The following is a 22,317-nucleotide window of genomic DNA, read 5'->3' as shown; positions in this document are numbered from 1 at the left end:
CAAGCAAAAAGCTTTCTGCTTTGCCACTTGAAGAAAAAGTGAAAGAGTATACGGAGAGCTTTGGGATTAAACATTGAGGCTAGATCCCTCTCTTGGTGAAGGACGTACGGAAACCTTAGAATGATCAGAACTTGCAAAAACTCCAAATAAAACAGACAACAAAGAGGTTTTTGATCTAAGTTAAGATTGACCCGAAAATGCCCCTAATGTTGTTGCCAAAAAGCCCATGCATGAGCTAATTTACCCAACTGAAGTGCAATAGTCAGAAAGCCAAATCAAATCAATATTTGAGCCAGACTATAGATAGACTTTACGATTTCCGATGCCAATGAGCCAAGTCCCTCACTACAAGAAATCCGAATAGATGACGAATGTCTTAGAGCTGTCATATTGCTTGAATTTTCTTTTGTCTGAGCAGAAATGATCACACTGCATCAGGATTAAACTTTAAGTATATATTATTGATAAATAAAACGTTTTAAATACATCACCATCAAATACAAAAGAGGCTTTCTTTTAAAGAAAGCCTCTTAAAAATTATTTGTATTATTTCAGACCTTCGACCAATTCAGGAAAGATCACACCATCAACATCTACCTTCGTGCTATACACACCATTTTTGACGTTAAACTCATTCACAAAATATGTTGAACCATAAATCGAATCTAACCCATTGCCTTTGGCAAAGACTTTCTTGTTCGCATCTATATCCAGTAGATGTGTTCCATCTATAAATTGTAAATATTGAGCTGGTTCAACACCAACACGTTTTGCCATGATTTTGACTGCATCATCACGCGTTACCGGATCATTGATGTATTTAACGGTTTTATCCCATACTTGTATGATTTTTTTCCAATCTTCTTTATGTGAAGATAGATGTGCCGTATTCACCGTTAAAGTGTCATAAATCAGACCAGGTTTGTCTTTAGAACTATAAATAATTTTAGAACCCGCAACGGCTTTCAAAGCCTGATTTGCAACGGGTTGCCATACAGCAATTGCTGCAACATCGGGACTTGAAAATACTTGAGGGAGCTCATTGGTAACAGCATTTACTAAAGTCACATCAGTCGCTTGAATTTTATAATCACTTAATGCGGTAGATAACAAATGATGATCAACTAGCCCTTTTTCAACAGCAATTGATTTCCCTTTCAAATCTGAAATTGAGTTGATCCCATCTTTCGCAATAATAACGTCATTTCCAGCAGAATAATCAGTGGCCATAATCATTACGCCCTTGGTTCCTCCAGAAGCAATGACCAAATTGTCCCCATTCGATACTGAGATTGCATCTAATTGGTTCGCTGAGAATGCGTTAATAGATGCCGAATAATCGAACCACTTAAATTCAACATTCAAGCCTGTATCCTTTAACCACCCCTTTTCAATTGCAACTTGCCAAGCAACCCAGCCAGGCCAATCACTATAGCCAATGGTGATTGGCTGCGTGTTGGTTGAGGCCGATGCCGTTTTCTGCTTTTCTGGAACCTTGGCAGTATTATCACACCCTGCCAAGAATGTAGCAGAAACCATAGATACTGATAAAAATACTTGTTTAATCATAAGGTTATTCCCCGATGCAGTTAGGCTTAAAGTTGCTCTCTAATAGATGTACAGCATTATGATTTCAATGCATTCAGATTTTCGTTTTGCGGAATCGGAGGCATTACGGCATCCATAAGCTCCAAATGCCCTTTAATCACCCCTTTCAAGGCAATGAATTTTTGACTTAAAGCTTTTAACTCAGTGCTTAGACCCTGCAAAATCATCACTTCTAGAATCTTTTGCTCGTCCAATTGAATATGCAGTGAGCTCACGACTTGTTCTAAAAATTGGCGCTGTAAATCTAGCAATTGGATCCTAAGTGGGGTCACACTGGCGTTATAAAGTAAAGTGAAAGTCCCTACCATCACGGCGTTACGTTGCTCTTGATCCGCGATCAAATGCTTATTGATCATATCGACGATTGCTTGCGAACGGCTTTCATAGTGTTGATCAACAATTTTTTGATCCAATGCATCAACGGTTCGTTCTGGTACAGTAATACTGATTCGCGCCAACTTTGGTTTAGACACGTCGTTATCCTTTTTTCGTTAAATCTTGTTTGATGTAAATTCCAGCTCTTGCACTTAAAATTTCTATGGCAAATAGCTTAAGTATGGAGATTAAAGCGATTAAACTCTCTTTGAAGTGTTTAGACATCTGCAACTCCTATCAGTATTACCAAAAAAGTTTTTTGTATTACCAATGAATAAGCAGAATGCATGCCAATTTTTTAAAGCAAATTTAAAGCTACAGCGCATAAAAACGTTTATTTTTTGTGCGGAATTATGTTTTATTTTTAGAAGTGACACATCTAAGTGCATTGTGGGAAATCAAAGATGATTTTCAGTAAAACATTTATAAAATAAGGGCTAGCATACCAAGTAATAACCATCGCAAAGAAGATATGGGGCAATACTACTTATCCAGATATCAATCTGGCAGATAAAAAAAATCGCCAAATGGCGATTTTTTCTTTATTGATACACTTTCTGGAACTCACCCAAAATTGGTGCGGAAACACCATCTTTATAGACATATCGAGAGATAATTCCTTTGTCAGTATAAATATTCATTTTAATTGAGCTCGTGCCTTTTAAGCTGCCCATCAAATTCACAGGCGCTAAAATATAATTCGTAGAACGGTTTGCACCTAACACATGATCATGCTCTGTAGAACCTGTTACAGCAAAGGATTGGCTTTTTTGCTCATTTGTAAATTCAACCTTTTGGATATCATATTTGTTATAGGTACTACTCAAATGAATTTTTAATTTAAGTAGCTCCTTGTTCGATTCATTCCAGCTTACAGTAACTACTGGACAAAGCTCATTTTTCGCACAAATCAGCAAACCTGTCGTACCCACATTTTGACGACTTGGGTCTGTAGCGGTCGTTGCACAACCCGAAAGGAACATCGCTCCTAACCCCATGAGTAGCCATTTTTTTGGTGATACGTTCATTATCATTATATTTTACTCCTAGAAACTTAAAAAACTTTGAAAGTTCAAATAAGGGATGACTTCACATACGTACTATTTTTGACGAATCTGTGCCTAAATCAAGCTTTTTATTACACTACGATATAAATTTTATACGATTAAGCACCATCTGCAAAACCACTCACAGTAGCTGACTGAAAACAGCAGTTATGTTTAATCGCATTTTTCATGGATTTGCTCTAGCACACCCATAAATACAGGAAAGATTATCTTTTCTACAAAAGCCATCAAGCAAATATCGTTCATTATAAATATTATACGCAGTCAGCAATTCAGTTTTAAAAGACAAATGAAACTGATGACTATGCATGACGAACTGAATCAACATCAATTATACTAAGTCCAAAAGATCACGACTGATACAGCCGCCAATGAAATTTTTTACTTGTGCATCCTGCCAAAACCAAGTCTTTTTTGCTAACTCACAATGTGTGAGTTGCCAAACTACACTCGGTTATATTGCATCAGAAAAAGACATGGGGAGTTTTGAACAACATAGTCCCGTACTTTGGTTGGCGCTCAATGAACAATATCAAGAAAAGCGCTATAAACCTTGCTATAACTATCAGCATCATCAAGTGTGTAATTGGGTCATTCCAGCTGAAAGTAACGATATTTACTGTGAATCCTGCGTGCTTACCTATACCATCCCAAGTCTAGAGAATCCTGATCATATCGTCTACTGGTCCCGCCTCGAACATGCTAAACGCCGTTTTTTATATTTAATGCAACGTCTTAATATTATGCCGAGACCCAAATATAACGATGATGACCGTTCTGGGCTACGCTTTAATTTTTTAATGCCAGAACAAGGTCTGCCTGTGCTGACTGGACATGCCAATGGTGTCATTACTCTCAATGCCAGTGAAGCAGATGTTATTTATCGTGAAACCACACGCATTAAAATGGGGGAAAATTATCGAACACTTTTGGGTCACTTTCGCCATGAAAGTGGGCATTATTATTTTGATCTCATTAAATCGCTCCACCCTGAACTGGTCGATGAATTTCGTCAGTTTTTTGGTGATGAACGCCAAGACTATAACGAAGCACTACGACGTCACTATGAAGATGGCCCACCACAAAACTGGGATAAATTTTATGTGAGCTCCTATGCCAGTACGCACCCATGGGAAGATTGGGCAGAAACATGGGCACATTATTTACATATGATGGATACGCTAGAAACCGCTTACTACGCAGGTTTAATTGTTCGAAACAACAGGAAAGACGAGAATGACTTAGCCTTTTATGAGAACCCCATAGGCGCTCAAGATTTTGATCTACTACTGAAACAATGGATGACACTAACCTTTAATTTGAATGCTTTGAATCGAAGCATGGGGTTAGAGGATGCCTATCCTTTTACCTTGTCCAATCCAGTACTCGATAAATTACGGTTTATTCATAAACATGTGTTGGGTAAAGCGTTTCATCTCGAAATAAATTGAAGCTAAACCCTAAAACCAAATATGAAATAGTTAAATGATCACATCCACGAACTTTGATGTATCTCAGTAATAATTGTCATAAAATAAAAGACATGTTTAGCCTATATAGATAACTGCCGTGCTAAAAACTATGCTTTCACAAAGACATCATGCTTTACCACGGTCTTTTATTTTAGGATTAATTATTGCTTTATTCCCTGCCTGCCAGTTGGTCAAAGTTAAAGAAAAAACCATTCACCAATCCATTCGTAATAAGTCGGAAAATATATTAACGCATGACCAATTAAGTACCGAAACCCTAAGTTTATTAAAACTACTTAGCCTGACTCCACAACAATGCGCTGCTAAATTGGAAATATGTTTAAACCGCTTAAATCAACAAAATACCATTGCTGTTGATGAACGTTATGCAGCATTAAGTGAACTATATTTAGCCCAAGCATTACAGCTATCAAAGCAAAGAGACTGTACCCAATCAGAGACCTCGGGTGAGAATCCTTGCTTGCAGAATAGCCTAGAAGCATTTGACCAAAGCTTACGCTATAGCTATGTATACTTATTTAAAATGCAAGAAAGCCCGAGTACCCGCGTTTTTGATCAAAGACAAATGCATGTCAGAAGCTTTTATAATGTTGCATTATCACGTCTCATTACTACGGCGTACCACACGCAGCCTTTTCAGCAAGTTCCTTCGCAACTCAACATAAAAAAAAGCAGATACCTCATAAGCTTAGAACACTATCCCGAACTCAAAAATAAAGGTATTGAACGAGTTCAATCAAGTTATAATTTAAATTTCTCAGGCTTCTATCAAGTCAACCGTCAAGATGGTCTTGGTGCAGAGTTTGTGGTCGCTACAGCGTCGGAACCACCCACTAAAAATGATTTTATCCTTGACCCTATATTGTTTTATCAAAATCAGCGCAATCCAAATATACATTCTGCACAATATTTGTCTGTCACTGCTACAGCACAGCCCCAAAATGCAGAAAGTGATATTGAAAATATCCTCAACGGAACAGCTACTTTTGAGATTGAGTTATTTAATCCATATACACAAAAGTACGTTGAAATTAATCAACAAAAATACATCCTCACCGCAAATTATTCCGTACCTTTTGCCTATTGGTTAGCTGAAAATAAATTAGGCTCAACAGGTTATTTAACCTTACTTGATCGAACGGAACGCTTACGGATGCCGCATGTCTATATGCTTGAACCGTATCAACCAAATAAGAAAATTATTATCCTCATTCATGGCTTAGCCAGCAGTCCTGAAACATGGATCAACTTGACCAATAACATTTTAGGTGACAAAGTCTTACGTGAAAACTTTCAAGTTTGGCAGGTATTCTATTCGACCAATATGCCCATTTTTGAAAGTCGCTATCAAATTCACGCCCTACTCAAACAAGCCTTTGCACAGGTTAAACCTAACTCTCGTTCAGCCAGTGATGCTGTGTTGATTGGACATAGTATGGGAGGCGTGATTAGTCGTTTATTGATCAGTGAGCAAGATATTTCGGAACAAGTGATTCCACTTTTAAACTATGAACAATACATTCGCTTGCAGCAGTATCCGATCATCAAAGACCGTTTTCAATTCCACTCAGACTTACCTATTGGACGTGCAGTATTTATTGCTGCACCTCACCGTGGCAGTGAACTCTCCGATCGCTGGTATATGGGGGTAGTGAAAAAAATGGTGAAGCTACCAATCACTTTTTTTAACCAAGTTGATATGCAGTTGAATGGCAGCTCTAGCACTAAAGGTATGGTGCAATCAGGACCAGATGACTTAAGTCCAAAGTCTCGTTTTATGACGTTGACCCATAACATCATGCCTGTTTCCACCATTCCCTATCATTCGATTATGGGTAACTACCGTCAGACCAATGATACACGTGAAATGAGTGATGGTATTGTGCCCTATTCGAGTTCACATTTAGACCATGCTGTATCTGAAAAAATTATTAAAGCGAAGCATTCAGTACATGAAGAAGCAGAGACCTTATTGGAGTTACGTCGTATTTTAAGACTGCACCTTGAACAAAACCCAAACAGATAATCAAATACTTTTAAGTTTTTGATATAATTATCTTATTTTAAAAAATATAGCCAAGCTTAAATAAGTAAATGCTTTAACACTTTTTGAATATTTTCGCTCTAGCAAGGAATACAGCACAATGCTTCCATTCCCCATTCAGCACCGACTGGCTGGTTTTTACTTCTTTTATTATTCTATTGTAGGCACATTCATGCCGTTTTGGAGTTTATATCTCGAAGATCAAGGCTTTAACTACAGTGAAATCGGTATTCTTTCATCCATTGCCATTATTACCCGTTTTTTTGCCCCGTTTATTTGGGGTTGGATTGCAGATAAATCAGGGAAACGGATGCTCTTAGTCCGAGTTGCTACATGGATGGAAGCTTGTATTTGGTTCATGATTTTTATCATTCCAAACTCCTTTCAAACCGTTGCTCTGCTCATGCTAATTTTTAGTTTTTTCCAAAATGCAATTTTAGCTCAATTTGAAGGTGTTACCCTATTTTGGCTCGGAGAACAACGGAGTGCATTATATGGAAAAGTCCGGAAATGGGGTTCTATTGGTTTTATAGTCGGTGTGTTTGGTATTGGTGCATTATTAGAAATAATTCCAATTTCTATGCTGCCCATTCTACTACTATGTATTTCTTTTTTGGCTTTTCTTTGGTCGTTTAGCATTCGTGAGCCAACCACAGCTCCCAATTCTCAAAAGCACCTTGAGCCACTCTTACCTATCTTAAAAAAGCCTGTCGTAGCCGCATTTTTTAGCATTGAATTTATTCTACTTTTTTCACATGCCCCATTTTATAGTTTCTATAGCAACTATTTAAAACAAACAGGCTATTCAACCACTGAAATTGGTTTTTTATGGTCAGTGGGCGTCATGGCTGAAATTATTATGTTTGCCGTTGCTCAGGTGTTTTTCAAACGTTTTTCATGGCGGCTCCTTGTTTCTGTTTGCCTCATTCTCACGGCGCTACGCTGGTTTTTGGTAGGTTCTTTTCCACAAATCTTCACGATTCAATTTTTAGCACAAACCATTCATGCCTTTAGTTTTGGTTTATTCCATTTGATTGCTATGCGCATCATTTTCCAAAATTTTAGTTTAGGCCAACAAGGCCGTGGACAGGCACTTTATAGCACCATGTGGGGCCTTGGCGTCGCATCAGGCAGTATTCTTGCAGGACATTATTGGAGCATTCTATCGGGCGAATATATTTTTATTTTGGCTGGTATTGCCGTCTTATTCGGGCTGTCTTTGGTAATCTTTCTGCCCAAAGAAGTACAAGCTTAAGCCGCTTTTTGAGCGACACTTATAGCTTGGGTAGTTAAACTAACATAGCCTTTCTATACGTGGATCTCACGATATCTATGAAACCATGGTTGAGTTTGTTCAAGTTGATTGGCCAATTGTAGTAGCAAGTCTTCATGAGCAAAAGGCGCAATAAACTGCGAACCAAGCGGTAGGTTATCAGCATTCCAATACAAAGGTACAGACATTGCGGGTAAGCCTGTAATATTTGCCAGTTGTGTAAAAGGCACCCAAAGCAGATTATCTTTTACAATTTTATCTACCAACTTCCCTTGAGCGAGCAAATGCACCTTACCGACTTTAAGTAGGCTTTTTAGAATCGGCTTTTGCCATAAAGGTGTGGAAACTTGTCCATTTTTGGGCGCGACTGAAGCAGTTGCAGGAGTTAAATAAAGATCATAATGGTCAAAGAATTGGTTCATTCGAGTCACATATATTCCCCAATGATTCAGGTTATGAATATATTCTAAGGCTGTTGTTTTCGCACCAAAGGCAGCCAGAGTTAAAGAATCCAACTCGAAATCGCCTGCTGTTGTTGGGACTTGTTGTTTGATCTGCTCTAACATATACGAAAATTGACTGAACCATGTCGTGATAAAGTCGCGGGCCAATGCCATACCATCAATTTCAGGTTGTGCTTCAACTACTGTATGCCCTAATGACTCCAACAAATGTGCAGTATGTTGTAATAATTCAGCAGGATGGACTTGTTTTTGTGCAACTAACTCAGCCAATCCTAAAGCATCGTATTGCAGGTATTCAGAAAAAATCATTGTGATCCAAATATATAATTCTTATTGTTATCTAGTTTTACCTGCTTTTAGATTAAGAGGCAATACGTACTTGGTTCCGCCCTAATGTTTTCGCTTGGTAAAGCGCCCGATCTGCCTGATTTAGAATACTCTGTAGACTATTTTGCGTTGGTAGCACCTGATGTACTACGCCTAAGCTCACGGTCATATTTAAAACTGCATGCGCCACTTGAGTCTTGGACAACGCTACGGCACGACAAATACGCTCTGCAATCATTTCTGCTTCAACTAAGTTCGTATTCTTCAACACCACAACAAACTCTTCTCCCCCCATACGTGCAAATAGATCTTGTTCACGCAAATTACTTTTGACCGTGGCTGCAAAGCTTTGTAGCAAAACATCTCCTATATAATGTCCATATTGATCATTCATTTTTTTAAAATGATCAATATCAAGCATAATAATCGTAAGCGATTTGAATTGATTTTGTTTTAGTAGATTCTCAGTTTCTGTAAAGAAAAAACGACGATTAGCCACATGAGTTAAAGGATCATGATTGGCAAGATATAAGACTTCCTTATATAAAGCATGCCGATTTCGGCTTACGATACATAATAGCAAAGGCGCAATCATCAGCATGCATAGACCAATTCGTACGGACATTGACGTTGCCAAAAAATTATCTGCAGTTCGTGAAATATAATAGGTTGTTAAACTATGATATAGCACCAAGCAGACCGTACTATTAATTACACTGACGTAAAATAAATTATAACTCAAGGCCGCCCAAATCAACCCTGCTAAAGGAAAAAGCAAAGCGCCTGGACCAAAGAAAATATGTGTACAAGCCACAGAAACAATAACAGAAAATAGTGGCAATAAATCTATAAACTTTGTCTCACACTGCCTCCGATTTTTCCAAATATTGGTGAACTTTTTCCCAGTCGGGAACGTAAGCATCAATGGTAAAATGGAGATACAATTTAAGACTTCACCCGTCCACCAAATATAAAACTCAGACCAAGAGTCATCTGCCGTCATAAATGTATGTGGCATATGTGGAACAACGGTCACAGCAAAAATCGCACTAAAGAAACAGCCAATAAATATACAGACTAAAAATAAATAGAGAAAATTTAATCCTTTATTATCAGAACGATAATCTATTTGTAAATATTGAATAAAAAACAGAGAGACACTGACTGTAATAAAATTGGCAACAGTTAATGCTAAAGTTAGTTCAAAATGGTTTCCCGTTACCAAGTCCGCAGACATATAACCAATAAAAGCGCCTATCCATCCCCCCAGATTTCTTAACTGAGGAAATCTTAAAAACAAGCCGATGAGTACAGCATTGGCGGGCCAAAAATAAGCAAAATATGCAATCGGTCGTGTCAGTATTCCAAGCAAACAACAGACAAAAATGACCAAAGCAATCAATGCACATGCGCGGCCATGTTGTTTAAAGTTAAATGGTACTTCTGTTAGCTTTCCTGCGTACAAAATATTCCCTCATGTTTACATGAGTTTAGCAACATCATGTTTTTTTATTGTCCTTTAGACTTCAAATACTCATTGAATAGAAGTCATTTTGCATTGACAATATTTACTAAACAAACTGTATAGATTGTTAGGTGGCGTTTCAATATTATTTTTTATTTATGCTCTAAATTTATATCATTTGTAAAAAAAAGTTGCCCATTTAAAAAAGCCTCCAAATCAGGAGGCTTTTCTATAGTGAGCTTATTTTGCTTCAGAAGCAGCTACTGGCACTGACGCACCTGCCTCCTCAGACTCTAAAGGTGCAGCATCAATCATGTCAGGGCTCACCTCAATATTGGTTACTGGTGTTTCGGTTGCTGAACTTTCCACTGCTGTTTGTTCAGCTTCTTGTTTTTTATCGCTACATGCCGCAAGTGAAATCATCGTTGCAGAAGCCAAAATCACCAAAGCCATTTTCATGTTAATCATTATTCACCTTCGAATTAGTCATCAATTACCTGAAACCATACTACGTATTTTTGATGCAGTTTAAAGTATTAGTTTGTGAGCAATCTTTTGAAATTAAGGCAGAATTATAACATCATTAAGTCAAAATGATAAAAACAAGTCCGACTTGAGTTTGTTTTTATCATTTCTCATATAACCCAATACAACCTTTGGCTTAAACAGGATAAGCTGTGGCAACCTCTTGGCTAATCATGGCTGCTGTCGCAGCAGATAGCGTCCAGCCTAAATGCCCATGTCCTGTATTAAAGAACACACGCTCTAATTTTCCACGGCGTACCACTGGCATCATATTCGGCATCATCGGTCGAAGGCCCGCCCAAGGTACCGCATGCTCTGTCGAGACTTTAAAATTACGATTAGTCCAGTCCACCAAAGGCTGAATACGATCCGCTCGAATATCACGGTTATAGCCATTAAACTCAGCTGTTCCCGCTACACGGAATCTGTCTTTACCTAAACGTGAAGTGACGATTTTTGCACTTTCATCCAGCAAGCTTACCCATGGTGCATTTTGCTGACTCTCTTCGTCATTCAACATAACGGTAATCGAATAACCCTTCACTGGATAGACATTGACACGTTCTTGGACTAACTCTGCCAGTTGGTAACTGCCTACACCAGCACAAACCACAACAGCATCGGCAGCCAAAATCTCAACATCATTCGGTGCCAATTCTACATTTTCAGAACTCGGTTGTAATTTCACCTCAACACCCGTCGATAGATGTTGAATATCCGTTACATCCATCCCAAAACGGTATTTTACACCTAATCTTTGGGTGACTTCTGCCAAACCTGTGGTGTACTTATGAATATCACCCGTGGCATCACCTTCACAGTAGAATCCTGCATAATAGTCACCAGTCAGGGTCGGCTCAATTTGCTTAATTTCTTCATTGCTTACACCGCAACGTTCAAGCCCACCTTTATTCAACATATCATTGACGCGAATAGCAACGTCATAGTCTTGTTTATTATGATAAAAATGTAAAATTCCACGCTTCTCTAAGTTAAAGTCAATTGACTCTTTTTCAGCAACTTCAAATAAGCGCTGACGAGCCAATAGAGCTAAGCGGACCGTTTCGTGGGTATTGGTCTCATAATGTTTAATATTGCCTAGAAATTCCATCAACCATGCATATTTATGTACACTAAAAGATGGATTCAGCAACAACGGCGCAGATTTTTGAGACATCCATTTCATGCCTTTCAGCACTGTCGATTTTTGGTTCCAAACTTCAGCATTGCATGCAGACAGTTGTCCACCATTTGCAAAAGAAGTTTCCATGGCTGGAAATAGATGACGGTCAACAACGGTCACTTGATAGCCAAGTAAACTTAATTCATACGCAGTTGTGACGCCTGTAATTCCAGCACCAATGACAACGACATGACACATAGACACCTCCTTTTTATTGTTTGATGTCAAACCCCATCTGTCATGTGTACCTGAGAGCTTCGATCTAAAACTTCCCATGAAGCTTTAAACCATCCCCTTCGGTGAGTGATTGAACACTTCTCTCCAGAGTTTTTTCATTATTACAGTCCTTTTGCCTGAGAGTTTCCGGGGTCGTTGCTCCTTCGGCGAATGCAGAACATTTCTCTCCTGCAATAATGCTTATTATTCTATGAGCAATTTATATACCATGTAATCATGAAATTTAAAACTACTCTCAAAGTATTATATTGTCGTTTATTACGATCCACATTGATCCAATATGATAATGAACTTTGCACTATAATGGATAAATTCCTGCTTTATGCTCCAAAATATGACTCTTCCAAATGCTCAATTTTCAGACTATAAAACAGTTATTCAACAGCATAGTCTTCAGAAATTATTCAGCTCTAATTTACTTCGAATAACTACATTTGATTCACTCCAGAGCTTTTATGCACCTTTTGATACCATCAATCCTCATGCCAAAATCGTGCTCGTGGGGATAGCGCCAGGACAACTACAATGGCGAAATGCTGTGACAGCTTGTAAGGATGCACTACAACAAGGTTATTCTGATAGTGAAGCACTTAGTATTGCCAAAGCAACTGGTGCATTTAGTGGTCCACTTCGGCAAAACCTGATTAAAATTTTGGATCATGTTGGTTTGCATGAAAAACTTCGCATTGAAACGACCGCTGAGCTTTTTTTACAGCAACAGCATTTGGTACAACACAGCTCACTACTCAGGCAGTGCATATTGAATAATGGCAAGAATTACACAGGAACATCACCGAATATGCTTAGAAATGCTTTTTTGAGACAGCATGTAGAGCACTATTTTATTCCCCAAATTCAAAATCTACCCGATGCGTTGTATATCCCTTTGGGCCAAAGTGTGATTGAAATTTTACATTATTTATCTAGCTTAGGCTATTTAAGCCGAAACCAAATTTTAGATGGTTTTCCCCATCCTTCTGGCGCAAATGCAGAAAGGATTCAATACTTTTTAAACTTAAAAACCAAGGATCAACTGTCCAACAAAACTAATCCTGAGAAAATTGATCAAGCGAAACAACAGTTAATTGAAAAATTAGAAAGACTCGAACTCTAAATTTGCTTACTCAGTAAGACCAAATGAAGGTTAATCAAAGGTTGTCCTACATTGGCATCCAATGGGTAAGATTCCGTCTTATGAGTATCGTGATAACCATGACGTGCATAATATGCTAACAATTCTTTTCTTACATTTAAGACCGACATGTTTAACCTAACAATATGTTGCTTTTGTTTAGCAAAAACTTCTGCAAAATTGAGTAATTTCTTTCCATAACCTGAATTTTGATGCATAGGTAAAATTGCAAAACTTCCAATTTCAATAGAGTCAACATCTTCGGTTAAGCCAATGCACCCCAAAATTTGACCATCCGCTTCTAAAACAAAGAGCTTAAAATTTTCTTTTTGTAGTTCGATTTTTAACTGCTTTGAAGATATACGATCTCCAGCAACAACATTAAATTCATGTGTCCAACCTTGGTTGGTACGATAGGCAATATTGATGACATCTACAACGTTTTCAATATCATTTAATTTTACCAAACGAATTATATTGTCTTTCATATTCAAATAAAAAAGTCAGACCGAAGTCTGACTTTAATATGTACTTTCTTAAATAGGAAGAAAATTCTCTAGCATTCAATCGGCGCAAATGGGGCAACAACATCTGCATTTTGAGCACGATGGCGCATAAAGTGATCCATTAAAACAATCGCAAGCATTGCCTCTGCAATCGGAGCCGCACGTACACCCACACAAGGGTCATGACGACCTTTGGTTAATACGTCAGTATCTTCACGATTAATATTGATCGTTTTACCTGGTGTAGTAATAGATGCTGTTGGTTTAAGCGCAATTGCAACACGAATGGTTTGACCACTCGAAATACCACCCAAAATGCCACCGGCATGGTTCGCGAGGAAGCCATCTGTGGTTAACTCATCTCGGCTCTCATGTCCGAACTGACCAGCAACGGCAAAACCATCACCAATCTCAACCCCTTTGACAGCATTAATGGACATCATGGCATGGGCAATGTCAGCATCTAGACGGTCAAAAACAGGCTCACCCCAACCTACAGGTACTTTTTCAGCCAAAATTTCAAGCTTTGCGCCACAACTGGTACCTTGTTCACGCAATGAAGTCACCAATGCTTCAAAACGCGGTAGGGCATCGACATCACCGCAGAAAAAAGGATTATTGGGTACTTCATTCCAATCCAATTTTTCAGCAACTTCAGTTCCAATTTGGGTCACATGACCACGAATTAAAACACCAAACTTTTCGGCCAAATATTTTTTCGCAATCGCGCCCGCAGCCACACGCATAGCCGTTTCACGCGCACTCGAACGACCACCGCCACGGTAATCACGGAAACCGTACTTTTGTGTATAAGTATAGTCTGCATGTCCCGGACGGAAGCTTTGTGCAATGTTACCGTAATCTTTGGATTTTTGATCGGTGTTACGGATCAATAAACCAATTGGTGTACCTGTTGTTTTACCTTCAAACACACCTGAAATAATTTCAACTTCATCAGGTTCTTTGCGCTGCGTGGCAAATTTCGAGGTGCCCGGCTTACGACGGTCTAAATCTTTTTGCAAATCGTCTGCTGTAAGCTCAAGACCCGGTGGAACACCATCCACAATCGCCATTAAGCCTACACCATGAGATTCACCACAAGTCGTTACACGGAAGAGTTGCCCTATACTATTACCTGCCATGTCCAACGACTCCTTTTATGCTTGAACAGATTGAATGAATAAATCACGGAATTGACGGCACTGAGCTGCAGTCAATGCAAAGATTCCTGTACCGCCTTTTTTGAACTGTAACCAGTAAAAATCAACGGTATTAAAGTTTTGGCGCATTGCCCATTCAGAATTACCCACTTCAATCACGATGAGACCATCTTCAGTTAAGTAATCTGGTGCTTGAGCTAACATTTTACGAACCAAATCTAAGCCATCTTGACCTGCTGCCAGTGCCAATTCTGGTTCATGGTGAAATTCTTCTGGTAAGTCTGCCATGTCTTCAGCATCCACATAAGGTGGGTTCGACACGATGAGATCATATTGATTTTCAGCAGGAATTTTGGCAAACAAGTCAGACTCAAGTAAAGCCACTTGATACTGTTTGTCGTGGTGTTCTGAGTTAATTTGAGCCACTTCTAAAGCTTCTTTAGAAATATCAGTTGCATCCACTTCAGCATCTGGGTAGGCATAAGCTAAAGCAATCGCGATACAACCTGAACCCGTACACATATCTAAAATACGTTGTGGTGTTTTTGGATTTGGATTTTCTGGCAAGTTATTGACTGCCTCACCCATTTGACCATTTTCACCTAAGCAATAAGGTGCAAAACGGTTTTGAATCAATTCTGCAATCGGTGAACGTGGAATCAGTACGCGTTCATCGACATAATATGGTTTGCCATCAAAATATGCCAAATTAAGCAAATACGAAGTCGGTACTTTTTCATTAATTCGACGTTCTAATAAACTTAAAACTTCTGCTTTTTCACTTGGTAGTAACTTTGAATCTAAGATTTCAGCATCCGCATTCCAATCTAAAGATAAAGTCTGTAACACCAACGTTGAGCTTTCAGCAAAATAGTCTTCTGTACCTTGACCTAAATGTGCATCGTATTGACGTAATGCTGTCACTCCAAAACGGATAAAATCACGAATTGTACTTAAGTTTTCAGCGGCTTCCTGTATATGTTCAGGGCTAATAGTCGGGCGATCCACTAAAGGCGTCTCCAAGGTCATTGTAAAAACGCCTTATGATACCCTGTTTTTCTATGATTTATAATGTTTTGATGCACAGCAAACACATTTTCATACGCTTTGCACTTATTTGCTTATACTGCCTGTACGTGCTTCGTACATATCTGCACGGGTTTGTGTCATTTGCATCAGACATGAAATCCGCTGAACTTCAGTCTTTTCATTTTTCACAATGGGTTTGTTATTACAAATTTGATCACGCTGCTCAAGCCATTGCTGATGAGATTGTTTAACCAAAGCTTGCTCATTAGTAGGGGTTTTGTCTAAATATATTTTGAACACTTTTTTTAAGCGTTTTTTTTGTACTTTATATTCTTTACTCATGCATGTATCAATCTCACTCAATACATTACCCGTTTGTTTCATACATATTTCATATTCTTTACTTGGACCCATCGCAAAGGCTGAACCACCGCACAATCCCATTACAAGGAGTAGACCTAATATCTGTTTCAATTCCATTCCCCAAAACAAATGTTCTTTAATCATTTTTTAATCTAATCATTCACAACATCTACGCGTTGCAACGCTTTAATATAACATCCTATTTTGTATGAACATACTAAACACTTATAAAATTTCCACATCCTTACTTTTACATGAAGTCACAGGCTTTACATTGAAATCAGATCAAATGGCTTTATTATGAAATGAATTATTTTGCTGATTACGTCCCAACCTATGAGTTATAAACACAATAATCTAATGGCGATGCGTGAGCGTTATTGGAATGACACTGAAAATAACCACGTCGACATTGAAAAAGCTTTTTTTCAAAACCTACTACAACAACAAGGTATCTTTGACTGCGCGACCGTTGAAGATGCAAAATATTTCTTTTTTAGTCTACCAAGCATCATTATTGTTAAAGGTTATGCACACGGTTTTATGCACCAACCTGTGCAAGAAATGATTCTACAACACATTCAAACGCATAAAAATGAACTGATTCAGAAGAACAAACTTAAAATCCAATTTCGCATGTAAAACCTCAGGTTGAGCTATTTTTAAGTACTTATCTGACACTTATAAGCTTTTTTAACTCGCTATTCAGCAAGTTGAACTTTTTTAATACGTGAATACACGATATTATCCGTTACAATCTTAAGTGCTGCCCTTGCTGATGAAAGGATTTTACTGAATTATGTCAGATCACAACGATAAGCTTAAACAACTGAAAACCTCCTCTATGGATCGTCGTTTATCGATTGCCAAAGCTTCGTTGCTTGCTGGAACACGTTGGGCAGCTTCTAGCGCAACGTCTATGTTTTCTAGTGAAGAAGAAAAAGAAAAAAAACGCAAAAAAGCCATGAAAGAACAAGCCGATTATTTGGTATCTGAAATTGGCAAGCTTAAAGGTTCCATCGTCAAAATTGGCCAAATGATGGCGCTATATGGTGAACATTTTTTACCAGAAGAAATCACACAAGCGTTAAATACTCTAAACAATCAAACAGTCGCTTTAGCATGGCCTGCGATTAAACAGCAATTACACAGCCAATTGGGTTCTAAACTGGATGATTTAACCATCGACCACGAACCTTTAGGCACTGCATCACTTGCACAAGTGCACCGCGCAACACGTAAGTCTGATGGTTTAGAGGTGGTATTAAAAATTCAATACCCAGGCGTTGCTGAAGCCATTGACTCAGACATGAGCCTATTCAAAAATATGCTTAAACTGACACGCATGGTGCCGCAAACACGTGAGTTCGATCAATGGTTCGACGAAGTCCGTGAAATGATGCACCGTGAAGTGAATTATAAAATTGAGGCTGCAACTACACGCCGCTTTGCTGCTCGCTTAAAAGAAGACCCACGCTACATCGTGCCACAAATTATTGATGACTATTGCACAGACCAAGTGTTATGCATGACCTTTGAACGTGGTGTGCCGATTAACAGCCCCGTCATGCTGTCTCTACCGCAAGAACGTCGCAACAAACTTGGTGAAGCATCACTTGAAATTGCGGTACGCGAGATTTTTGAATGGGGTGAAATGCAGACCGATCCGAACTTTGGTAACTATCTGGTTCGCTTAGGTAATGGCAATGACATCTTGGATAAAATCGTTCTGCTTGACTTTGGTGCAATTCGACAGTTTGATGAACACTTACTCGGTGTTGCACGCAAGCTCATTCATGCTGGATTTAACCACAATAGTGAAGAAATGGTTCAAGCAATGACAGGCTATGAATTTTTCGACTCTATCCCTCAAAGCATTAAACCGGATATGGCTAAAGTCTTTTTACTTGCAACTGAAGCATTCAGCAGTCCTAGTAACAATCCTGACTTACCTACTGGTGTTATGGATGAACACTTTGCTTATGACTGGAAAGCTAGCCAACTTCATAGCCGTGTCATGCAACAAGCGTCTAAGTCGATGGCGTCTCGCTATTTCAGTGTTCCACCCAAAGAATTTATGTTTATCAGCCGTAAATTCATCGGTGCTTATACCTTTATGACAGTGATTGAAGCGAAAACCAATGTTCGCGCAATGGTTGAAAAGTTCATCTAAAAGCTGCATGACCAAAATGACGCAATGTCATTTTGGTCAATTAGTCAATAAATTTAATTTCCAACGATTTAATAAAAAAGTTTAAAAACAAATCATTAGAAGAATTTAAAACACACCATCTACCGTTTATCTTTGACAATACATCATGTCAGCGATGACATAGTCATTCATGTTCCGCTATGTCAGCATAAAAATACAGAATAATTCTGCTGGATGAAAATAATGACAAATATGGTAAATAAAGCGCAGGGATTTGGCTTATCACTGATCACAAAGATGGCAAGTAGCGACGTACTTGACCAATTAAAACTTAGAAAGTTTGTAGAAAAATCACTTTATCAAGGCTCAAAAGCAAGCTTTAAAACCCTATCAAAAACACAAAAAGCTTTTAAAGCCAATACAGATCTGCATAAACAGCGGCTCAACAATCAAGAAAAATCATTGTTTGATCTGAACTATTCAGAAGATCAGCAAATGACCATCGACACCATGTCTCAATTCGCTGCAGATGTACTTTACCCATTAGCCGCCAGTGCCGATCAAAATGAAACTTTTCCAACAGAACTTTGGCAATATATCGAAGACCTAGGTCTAAACTTTTATGCTTTGCCTGAAGCACTCGGCGGTATTGCATCTGAAAAAAATATTCTGAGTAATATACTTATTGCGGAGCATTTGGCCAAAGGTGATTTTAGTTTAGCTGCGGGTATGCTCTCTACCTTTAGTGTGATTAATGCCATTACACAATGGGGTTCTGAGCAAGTACAAGCTTTATATTTGAACAGTTTTGCGCAAGACGTTAGCATTCGCGCTAGCTTTGCAATTCAAGAAGCTACGCCTGCTTTTAATCCTTACCAGTTAAAAACCAAAGCCATTTCATGTGATGGCCAGTATCTTATTCAAGGCGAAAAGACACTGGTGCTATTGGCTGAAAGTGCAGATATTTTCCTTGTCAGTGCCGAACTTAATGGTCAAGCTGAAGTTTTTATTCTCAGACGCGATGAAAGTATTCAGTTTAAAAAATCTCCCGCTATGGGGCTCAAAGCCACCGAAACAGCAACTTTAATTTTTAATCAAACCCCTGCTTTACGCTTAGGTGATGAAGACTTCAACTACACTGCTTTTTTAGACCTCGGCAATTTAATGTGGTGTGCAATGGCGGTCGGCACATGTGAAGCAGTCAAAAAATATTGTATTGAATATGCCAATGAACGCACCGCCTTTGGTGAACCCATTTCTCACCGTCAAAGTGTTGCTTTTATGATTGCCGATATGGCCATCGAAATTGATGCCATGCGTATGCTTATCCTAAATGCAGCAAGTCTAGCTGAATCTGGGCAGACATTTCACCGTGAAGCCTATTTAGCACGTTTACTTTGCGCCGAAAAAGCCATGAAAATTGGCACTGATGGTGTACAGATTTTAGGTGGGCACGGATTCACCAAAGAACACCCTGTCGAACGTTGGTATCGTGATTTACGTGCAACAGCAATTGTTCACTCTGGTCTACATGCATAATAAAAAGGAAAACTGGCATGAATTTACAAAATCCTAAGAAATTTAAATTGCTGATTGACCAAGCCCACCAAGTTGCAATCAATGTACTTCGCCCTATCTCCCGAAAATACGATAAAGCTGAACATAGCTATCCTAAAGAACTGGATATGTTGGCATCCTTAGTCGATGGTATGAATGAAGGTGGTGAAGGTATGAACGCAGGGGCCGCTGTTGGTAAGCGGGGTACCAATGAACAAGGCAATAAAAATGGTGTCAATCTCTCCACCGCATTAAGTGTCATTGAAATGTGCTATGGAGATACCGCTTTACTTCTATCAATGCCCCGTCAAGGGCTGGGAAATTCAGCAATAGCCGCTGTTGCCAATGAAGAGCAGTTGGAGCGCTTCAAAAACACATGGGCGGCCATGGCAATCACTGAACCAAACTGTGGCTCGGACTCAGCGGCTATTCGCACCACAGCAACAAAAGATGGCGATGATTACATCTTAAATGGTGAAAAGATTTTCGTGACTTCTGGTGATCGTGCCGATGCCATCGTTGTTTGGGCAACACTGGATAAAAAGTTAGGGCGTTCAGCGATCAAGTCTTTTGTGATTCCTAAAGGAACTGCTGGCATGACAGTGGAACGTTTAGAACATAAGCTAGGAATCAAAGCCTCTGATACCGCAGTTATTCGTTTAATCGACTGCCGCGTATCTGCAAGCAATTTACTTGGCAATGCTGAAATAGATGCTACTAAAGGCTTTGCTGGTGTGATGGAAACTTTTGATAATACCCGTCCACTCGTTGCAGCAATGGCTATAGGCTGTGCCAAGGCCTCACTAGAACGCATTAAAGAGATTTTTAGCGATTATTTAGATCCTCAATACATAACGCCATACTTACAGACGACTCATATTGAGAGTCAAATTTATCGTATGGAAGCCGAATGGGAAGCGGCACGTTTACTGACCTTAAAAGCCGCATGGATGGCAGATAACAAAAAACCGAACTCAAAAGAAGCCTCTATCTCAAAAGCTAAAGCTGGCCGGATCTGTAATGAAATTACACTCAAGTGCGTCGAACTTGCAGCAACAGTCGGCTATAACGAAGATGAGCTTTTAGAAAAATGGGCAAGAGATTCTAAAATTCTAGATATTTTTGAAGGAACTCAGCAAATTCAGCAACTCATTATCGCGCGCCGTGAACTAGGCAAGTCATCCAGCGAATTAAAATAATTCAATATTAATAAGGCGATAACTAAAACTATCGCCTTTCATCCAAAAGCGTTTAGCTAAAATATTAGCTCATCTAAAGTTGTCCCCCCATAGACACAAATGAACTGACATTATGATTACTTAGGCTATTTAGATACAATCTATTTGTATCTATCTTTCATGTCATGGAATCATGTTAAGAGCATTAGAAATCAGCGTGCTTGCCTAACATCGAAAATATTGCTTAAATAAAAGGCAAATTTAACAAATCCATAAAAGAGCATCTCTCACACTGGGTTGACTGTGCTTTACCTGATGAATATGATCATTTCAAATGCTAAAACCAACGGATATGCAGCTTGTTGAATTTTCAAAGATCCCTCCCCACATCTCAAATTAGAACCAAATCTGTTTTAATTTTAACAACAGCTTTAATATTTACAGGCTGTTCATCGCTCGGTGGTGGTTCTGTTGAAAAGCGTTCAGCAAAATTAGCCAATGGTATTCAAAAGGCATATGCTGTTGAAGCAACTACAGCACAGCGTGTTGCGCCAATCATTGTGCAAAGTGCTGATCGTTATAATGTCGATCCATTGTTAATTGCGGCTGTTATAAGACAAGAGTCTAGTTACCGTAATTATGCTATTTCCCCTGCTGGTGCTATTGGCTTAACACAAGTTATCCCACGCTATTGGCAACAAACTTGCCCTGGCGATTTATTTGAGGAAGTTAATAATATTAATTGTGGCACGTACATTCTCTCTAACTATAACCAAAAAGCAGAAAGTTGGCCCAAAGCTTTGGCTTATTATAATGTCGGTCCAACAGGCTACCATTCAAGCTGGAAGATGAAACGCCAAGGAAAAAAATATGCTAAACAAGTGAAAGAGCATCAAAAAAGCCTAAAAGGAGCCTTATAAGTTTTTCAAACATTGATCTTTGAATTGAGACACATGGAAATTCATTAACTTTAACTTTTGAATAATCCTTTTAGATCATGCATGAATATAAATTTTTTATACTATATGGTTTCTGATCTCTTCTTCTTTCCTCTATATTTCACTAACCACATAATAAAAAAAGCCCCCTAACTTAATCGTTAGGGGGCTTTTGAATAATGAGCTGGCGATGACTTACTCTCACATGGCAAACGCCACACTACCATCAGCGCTAAGAGGT

At 38.8% G+C, this 22,317-nt stretch carries 20 protein-coding genes, 1 pseudogene and 1 riboswitch; of the genes and pseudogenes, 9 read left to right on the top strand and 12 right to left on the bottom strand.

Annotated elements, in window-relative coordinates:
• Nucleotides 1–546: 546 nt before the first annotated feature.
• The 4 genes from ACE01U_RS07965 to ACE01U_RS07950 form a co-directional block, all read right to left on the bottom strand.
• On the bottom strand, nucleotides 547–1,569 hold the full coding sequence (locus ACE01U_RS07965; protein WP_395579137.1) for an ABC transporter substrate-binding protein: 1,023 nt from the start codon (nucleotides 1,567–1,569) through the stop codon (nucleotides 547–549).
• A 56-nt stretch (nucleotides 1,570–1,625) separates the two neighbouring features.
• Complete coding sequence (locus ACE01U_RS07960; protein WP_086210636.1) at nucleotides 1,626–2,081, bottom strand: CopG family ribbon-helix-helix protein; 456 nt, start codon at nucleotides 2,079–2,081, stop codon at nucleotides 1,626–1,628.
• A 4-nt stretch (nucleotides 2,082–2,085) separates the two neighbouring features.
• Nucleotides 2,086–2,208, bottom strand: a complete 123-nt coding sequence (locus tag ACE01U_RS07955) for a hypothetical protein (RefSeq protein ID WP_265733403.1) — start codon at nucleotides 2,206–2,208, stop codon at nucleotides 2,086–2,088.
• 317 nt (nucleotides 2,209–2,525) lie between these two features.
• Nucleotides 2,526–3,017 (bottom strand): hypothetical protein, encoded by a 492-nt coding sequence (locus ACE01U_RS07950; RefSeq protein ID WP_395579136.1) that lies wholly within the window; start codon nucleotides 3,015–3,017, stop codon nucleotides 2,526–2,528.
• A 404-nt stretch (nucleotides 3,018–3,421) separates the two neighbouring features.
• On the opposite strand from ACE01U_RS07950, the gene ACE01U_RS07945 reads away from it, so the two are divergent.
• The 3 genes from ACE01U_RS07945 to ACE01U_RS07935 all read left to right on the top strand — a co-directional run bounded on the left by ACE01U_RS07945 (nucleotide 3,422) and on the right by ACE01U_RS07935 (nucleotide 7,842).
• Nucleotides 3,422–4,501, top strand: coding sequence for a zinc-binding metallopeptidase family protein (locus tag ACE01U_RS07945; RefSeq protein WP_395579135.1), 1,080 nt, complete (start codon nucleotides 3,422–3,424; stop codon nucleotides 4,499–4,501).
• A gap of 130 nt (nucleotides 4,502–4,631) precedes the next feature.
• The gene (locus tag ACE01U_RS07940; protein WP_395579134.1) at nucleotides 4,632–6,569 is read left to right on the top strand and encodes an esterase/lipase family protein; all 1,938 of its coding nucleotides are present in this window, start codon (nucleotides 4,632–4,634) and stop codon (nucleotides 6,567–6,569) included.
• A 118-nt stretch (nucleotides 6,570–6,687) separates the two neighbouring features.
• On the top strand, nucleotides 6,688–7,842 hold the full coding sequence (locus ACE01U_RS07935) for an MFS transporter (protein WP_395579133.1): 1,155 nt from the start codon (nucleotides 6,688–6,690) through the stop codon (nucleotides 7,840–7,842).
• A gap of 53 nt (nucleotides 7,843–7,895) precedes the next feature.
• Here the strand turns inward: ACE01U_RS07935 and ACE01U_RS07930 are convergent.
• The 4 genes and pseudogenes from ACE01U_RS07930 to ACE01U_RS07915 form a co-directional block, all read right to left on the bottom strand.
• A pseudogene (locus ACE01U_RS07930) lies at nucleotides 7,896–8,549 on the bottom strand (amidase family protein); the annotation flags it as partial.
• A gap of 136 nt (nucleotides 8,550–8,685) precedes the next feature.
• Nucleotides 8,686–10,116 carry a GGDEF domain-containing protein gene (locus ACE01U_RS07925; RefSeq protein ID WP_086210642.1) on the bottom strand — a complete coding sequence of 477 codons (1,431 nt, stop codon included), beginning with the start codon at nucleotides 10,114–10,116 and terminating at the stop codon, nucleotides 8,686–8,688.
• Between the two features lie 240 nt (nucleotides 10,117–10,356).
• Entirely contained in the window at nucleotides 10,357–10,584 is a 228-nt protein-coding gene (locus ACE01U_RS07920) for a hypothetical protein (RefSeq protein ID WP_395579132.1), read from the bottom strand.
• Between the two features lie 193 nt (nucleotides 10,585–10,777).
• Nucleotides 10,778–12,022: a D-amino acid dehydrogenase gene (locus tag ACE01U_RS07915; protein WP_086210644.1), complete on the bottom strand. Its 1,245-nt coding sequence runs from the start codon at nucleotides 12,020–12,022 to the stop codon at nucleotides 10,778–10,780.
• A 133-nt stretch (nucleotides 12,023–12,155) separates the two neighbouring features.
• Nucleotides 12,156–12,242: riboswitch (glycine riboswitch) on the bottom strand.
• Nucleotides 12,243–12,395: 153 nt separating this feature from the next.
• Between ACE01U_RS07915 and ACE01U_RS07910 the strand changes: the two genes are divergently transcribed.
• Entirely contained in the window at nucleotides 12,396–13,175 is a 780-nt protein-coding gene (locus tag ACE01U_RS07910) for a uracil-DNA glycosylase family protein (protein WP_086210660.1), read from the top strand.
• On the opposite strand, the gene ACE01U_RS07905 is transcribed toward ACE01U_RS07910, so the two are convergent.
• The 4 genes from ACE01U_RS07905 to ACE01U_RS07890 form a co-directional block, all read right to left on the bottom strand.
• Nucleotides 13,172–13,681 (bottom strand): GNAT family N-acetyltransferase, encoded by a 510-nt coding sequence (locus ACE01U_RS07905; RefSeq protein WP_395579131.1) that lies wholly within the window; start codon nucleotides 13,679–13,681, stop codon nucleotides 13,172–13,174. The two genes, ACE01U_RS07910 and ACE01U_RS07905, sit on opposite strands and share 4 nt — an antisense overlap.
• A 68-nt stretch (nucleotides 13,682–13,749) precedes the next feature.
• Complete coding sequence (gene aroC / locus ACE01U_RS07900; RefSeq protein WP_395579130.1) at nucleotides 13,750–14,841, bottom strand: chorismate synthase; 1,092 nt, start codon at nucleotides 14,839–14,841, stop codon at nucleotides 13,750–13,752.
• Nucleotides 14,842–14,856: 15 nt separating this feature from the next.
• Nucleotides 14,857–15,867 carry a 50S ribosomal protein L3 N(5)-glutamine methyltransferase gene (prmB, locus tag ACE01U_RS07895; RefSeq protein WP_395579202.1) on the bottom strand — a complete coding sequence of 337 codons (1,011 nt, stop codon included), beginning with the start codon at nucleotides 15,865–15,867 and terminating at the stop codon, nucleotides 14,857–14,859.
• A gap of 105 nt (nucleotides 15,868–15,972) precedes the next feature.
• Nucleotides 15,973–16,395, bottom strand: coding sequence for a lysozyme inhibitor LprI family protein (locus ACE01U_RS07890; protein WP_086210647.1), 423 nt, complete (start codon nucleotides 16,393–16,395; stop codon nucleotides 15,973–15,975).
• A gap of 192 nt (nucleotides 16,396–16,587) precedes the next feature.
• On the opposite strand from ACE01U_RS07890, the gene ACE01U_RS07885 reads away from it, so the two are divergent.
• From ACE01U_RS07885 to ACE01U_RS07865, 5 genes are all read left to right on the top strand, one after another.
• Nucleotides 16,588–16,893, top strand: a complete 306-nt coding sequence (locus tag ACE01U_RS07885; RefSeq protein ID WP_086210648.1) for a hypothetical protein — start codon at nucleotides 16,588–16,590, stop codon at nucleotides 16,891–16,893.
• 157 nt (nucleotides 16,894–17,050) lie between these two features.
• The gene (locus ACE01U_RS07880; RefSeq protein WP_395579129.1) at nucleotides 17,051–18,424 is read left to right on the top strand and encodes an ABC1 kinase family protein; all 1,374 of its coding nucleotides are present in this window, start codon (nucleotides 17,051–17,053) and stop codon (nucleotides 18,422–18,424) included.
• A 222-nt stretch (nucleotides 18,425–18,646) separates the two neighbouring features.
• A complete protein-coding gene (locus ACE01U_RS07875) occupies nucleotides 18,647–19,942 on the top strand; it encodes an acyl-CoA dehydrogenase family protein (RefSeq protein WP_395579128.1) in 1,296 nt (431 codons plus the stop codon).
• 17 nt (nucleotides 19,943–19,959) lie between these two features.
• Nucleotides 19,960–21,159: an acyl-CoA dehydrogenase family protein gene (locus ACE01U_RS07870; protein ID WP_395579127.1), complete on the top strand. Its 1,200-nt coding sequence runs from the start codon at nucleotides 19,960–19,962 to the stop codon at nucleotides 21,157–21,159.
• Nucleotides 21,160–21,497: 338 nt separating this feature from the next.
• The gene (locus ACE01U_RS07865; protein ID WP_395579126.1) at nucleotides 21,498–22,058 is read left to right on the top strand and encodes a lytic transglycosylase domain-containing protein; all 561 of its coding nucleotides are present in this window, start codon (nucleotides 21,498–21,500) and stop codon (nucleotides 22,056–22,058) included.
• Nucleotides 22,059–22,317: the final 259 nt, after the last annotated feature.

This window comes from Acinetobacter halobius (genome assembly GCF_044130335.1).
GTDB lineage: Bacteria > Pseudomonadota > Gammaproteobacteria > Pseudomonadales > Moraxellaceae > Acinetobacter.
This window is presented reverse-complemented; position numbering and strand designations above follow the sequence as displayed.